The 3,520-nt window shown below is 52.4% G+C and carries 2 protein-coding genes and 1 pseudogene (1 of these 3 only partly in view); all 3 read right to left on the bottom strand.

Features of this window, described 5'->3' with window-relative positions; translation table 11 throughout:
- A pseudogene (gene aspS / locus GTN70_02080) lies at nucleotides 1–980 on the bottom strand (aspartate--tRNA ligase); it reaches 731 nt to the left of the window's first position.
- Nucleotides 981–1,019: 39 nt separating this feature from the next.
- Nucleotides 1,020–2,285 (bottom strand): histidine--tRNA ligase, encoded by a 1,266-nt coding sequence (locus GTN70_02075; protein NIO15785.1) that lies wholly within the window; start codon nucleotides 2,283–2,285, stop codon nucleotides 1,020–1,022.
- 24 nt (nucleotides 2,286–2,309) lie between these two features.
- Entirely contained in the window at nucleotides 2,310–3,464 is a 1,155-nt protein-coding gene (locus GTN70_02070; protein NIO15784.1) for a diguanylate cyclase, read from the bottom strand.
- Nucleotides 3,465–3,520: the final 56 nt, after the last annotated feature.

Below are 3,520 nucleotides of genomic sequence, written 5' to 3'. Positions count from 1 at the left end.
GCCACGATACCCCTCACGTAACCACCCTTTTCAAGGGCCTCGTTAAAAACGTTGAATGTGGAGCCCCCTGCCTCGGAGGAAAAATCTACGATCTCCATTTCAAATCGTGTGTCCGGCTTGTCCGTACCGAACCGGTCCATGGCCATCCGGTACGGCAACCGCGCGAAAGGCCTTTGAACAGGGAAGCCGAGCACATCCTGAAAAACCCTCTCCATGAGTCCCTCCATGGACAGGAACACATCCTCCGTGTCGACGAACGACATCTCCACGTCTATCTGGGTAAACTCCGGCTGCCTGTCTGCCCGTAAATCCTCGTCCCTGAAACACTTAACGACTTGAAAGTACTTGTCAAAGCCCGAGATCATGAGGATCTGCTTGAACAGCTGAGGAGATTGGGGGAGAGCGTAAAAACACCCCGGGTTTACCCTGCTCGGGACCAGATAGTCCCTGGCGCCCTCCGGGGTGCTCTTCGTAAGGAACGGGGTTTCAACCTCGATAAAGTCATGTTCGTAAAAATAACTTCTCACCGATCTGACAATCCGGTGTCTCTCGAAGAGAATCTCCTGCATTTCCGGCCTTCTCAAATCGAAGTACCGGTATTTCAGCCTGACATTCTCCGCCACATCCGCGTCTTCTTCGAGAGAAAAAGGTGCCGGAAGAGACTCGTTGAGAATATGCAGACTGTCGGCGAGGATCTCTATCTCTCCCGTCTGCAAACTCGGGTTAACGGTGCCCTCGGGCCTCGGTGAAACCGTACCCGATACCGAGAGTACGTACTCACCTCTTATCCCGTCCGCCTTCTCGTGAGCCCCGGAGTCAATCTGGGGGTTGAAAACTACCTGAACCAGGCCGGACCTGTCCCTCAAATCTATGAATATGAGCCCACCGTGGTCCCTCCTTCTCCTGACCCACCCGCACAGGGTGACCTTCTTTCCCCTGTCACCTCCGGAGAGAAGACCGCAATAATGGGTTCTCTTCATCTGGCTCCCGAACGGTTCCACTTTCCTGCCTCCTTGTTTCTATTTGACCTGTTCCACCACAGCCCTGACAATATCTTCCCGGGAAACATTCTTTTCATCGCCCGTCGCCATATTCTTCATCCGCACCAACCCCTTTTTCATCTCTGCCTCCCCGATGATGATCACGAAACCGGCATTGATCCTGTTCGCTTTTCTCATCTGGCTCTTGAGCGATTTTCCCTCGTAATCCATCTCGCAGAATAGACCCCTCTCTTCGAGGTTCCTCTTGAGGACGAAGGCCTCGTCCCGGAACTCTTTCGTCTGCTGGGCGATAAACAGCGTTGGTGTCCCATACAGAGACTCTTGCTCATCGCCGGAACCAAGAAGCATGATCAACCTCTCCATTCCCATTGCAAACCCGACTCCCGGAACCCGGTCCTTTGATCCGATCATCTCGGCGAGGCCATCGAAGCGGCCACCTGCGGCGACGGCGTTTTGCGATCCAAGGGCCCCGGAGAGGAACTCGAACGTGGTTTTCTCGTAATAGTCGAGACCACGAACCATTCTGCTGTTAACCACGCATGATACGGAGTGGACAGCAAGAATTCTCATAACTTCATTGAAGTGATCCCTGCAGCCCCGACACAGGCAGTCGAGCGCCGCAGGTGCCCCCTTTGTTACCTCGATGCACTTTGCCGACTTGCAATCGAGGACGCGGAGGGGGTTTCTCTCGTACCTCCGATTGCAGTCATCGCAGAGATCTGCGAGAACCTCTCTTGTGAATTTGAGCAACTTCCTGTTGTACCCCGGGCGGCAATCGGAGCATCCGAGCGAATTTACCTCGAGGGATAGATTTCGTAAACCCAAACCCTTGAAAAGGTCATGAAGCGTGATGAGCACTTCGGCATCGACGTACGGGGCCTCCGATCCGAGAACCTCGGCACCGGCCTGATGAAACTGTCTCAGCCTGCCCTTCTGTGGTCTTTCGTGTCGAAACATCGGCCCCAGGTAAAAAAGCCTGGCGGGTGTTTCCTTGAGTAGTCCTCTGTTTTCCAGATATGCGCGGACCACCGGGGCCGTCCCTTCGGGCCTCATGGTAAGGAGGTCTCCGCTCTTGTCGGCAAAGGTGTACATCTCCTTCTCGACGATATCGGTGGTCTCGCCTATGCTCCTTACGAAGAGTTCAGATTTCTCGAGAACAGGCGTCCGTATTTCGAGATATCCCCGCGATAGAAAGTGATTTCGTATTCTTTTCTCCACCCGAAGCCATAGAAAGGTTTCCGGGGGCAGAAGGTCCTTCATGCCCCGTACGGTATTGATAGACAACTCCCCTCTCCTTTGCTTGATTGATCAGGATTCAGCAATATTGACCACGTTTCTTGTGGTTTCCTTACCCCTGTACATAGCCTTGTCCGCCATCTGGAGAAGCTGGTCTTTGTCTCGAGCGTGGGTTGGATATGTCGCTATTCCCACGGAAACAGTGAGGTGCAGATCGAAGCCCTCTTCCCGCATGAAGAGATGTCTCTCGACAGCCGTCCTCATTCTCTCCGCGGCAAGAAGAGCCTGATCGGGGTTGGTCTCGCCGAGGATGACCACAAATTCATCCCCTCCGTATCTCACGATAGTGTCCGTTTCACGAACGCAGGCGTTCAAGATAGTGCCGACCTCGCAGAGAACTCTCGACCCCACCAGATGGCCGTAACTGTCATTTACTCGTTTGAAATAGTCGATATCGAGAAAGAGAAGCGAAATTGCCATTCCATACCGGTCAGACCGTTTCAGCTCCCTGTCGAGGACAACTTTCAAGTAGCGGGCATTGTAGAGTTTCGTCAGATCATCTATGTATATCAGGCTCTGAACCTTTATTCCCTTTTCCGCATTGAAAAGGGCGTACCTGGCCTGTCGCAACATGAACTGGAGAATTTCTCCGCCAAGCACCTCAGGGTATGGGCGTGCCTTCAGGAACAATATCCCGTATACGGTGGTCATCCCCTCTATGTCGAATTTAACCAGAAAAACCGAATGTGCTTTCCCCTCAAGCCCCGAAACCATCCTTTCACCGAAAATCTCCTTGCCATTGACGATATTGGGGTCATTTTTGCACCTGTCCATCAACTGCTCACCGTAAGCGCCTAAAATATTTGAAATTAGGGTCATATCCCTGAAACCCGACGCGGACAGAAGCTTAAAGCCCGATCCCCTCCCCTCCTGGAGAGAGACCAGGAGACCCGAATCGGCCATGAGAAGCTCCTTGAGAAAATCAACGATAATCTGGCAGAGGGTATCATAATCCTGGGTCGTAATCACGGGGAAGCAGTAATTGAAAATTTCCTCCATGGTCCACTTCCTCAGGATTCCGTAGCCGGAAAAAACATACCGCTCGACGATCGACTGAAATTGAGCCGAAAACTCACTCTCTTTCACCATCTCTGAAATGTTCAGTTGCTCATATAGTGCCCTGTCAAAATCCTCCGCTTCAGGGACGAGAACAATAATGGGTGTCATGGGGGCTACCGATTGAACCTTTGAAATCCCGTCAGGTGTGGGAAAGCCATTTTTAA

This window comes from Deltaproteobacteria bacterium (assembly GCA_011773515.1).
In the GTDB taxonomy this organism is placed as follows: domain Bacteria; phylum Desulfobacterota; class Deferrimicrobia; order J040; family J040; genus WVXK01.
The sequence above is the reverse complement of the archived record's forward strand: the minus strand, read 5'-3'. Positions and strand labels throughout refer to the sequence as shown.

Excerpts from the sequence above, each read along its gene's own strand:
- GTN70_02070 (NIO15784.1), bottom strand. The coding sequence starts at position 3,464 with ATGACACCCATTATTGTTCTCGTCCCTGAAGCGGAGGATTTTGACAGG.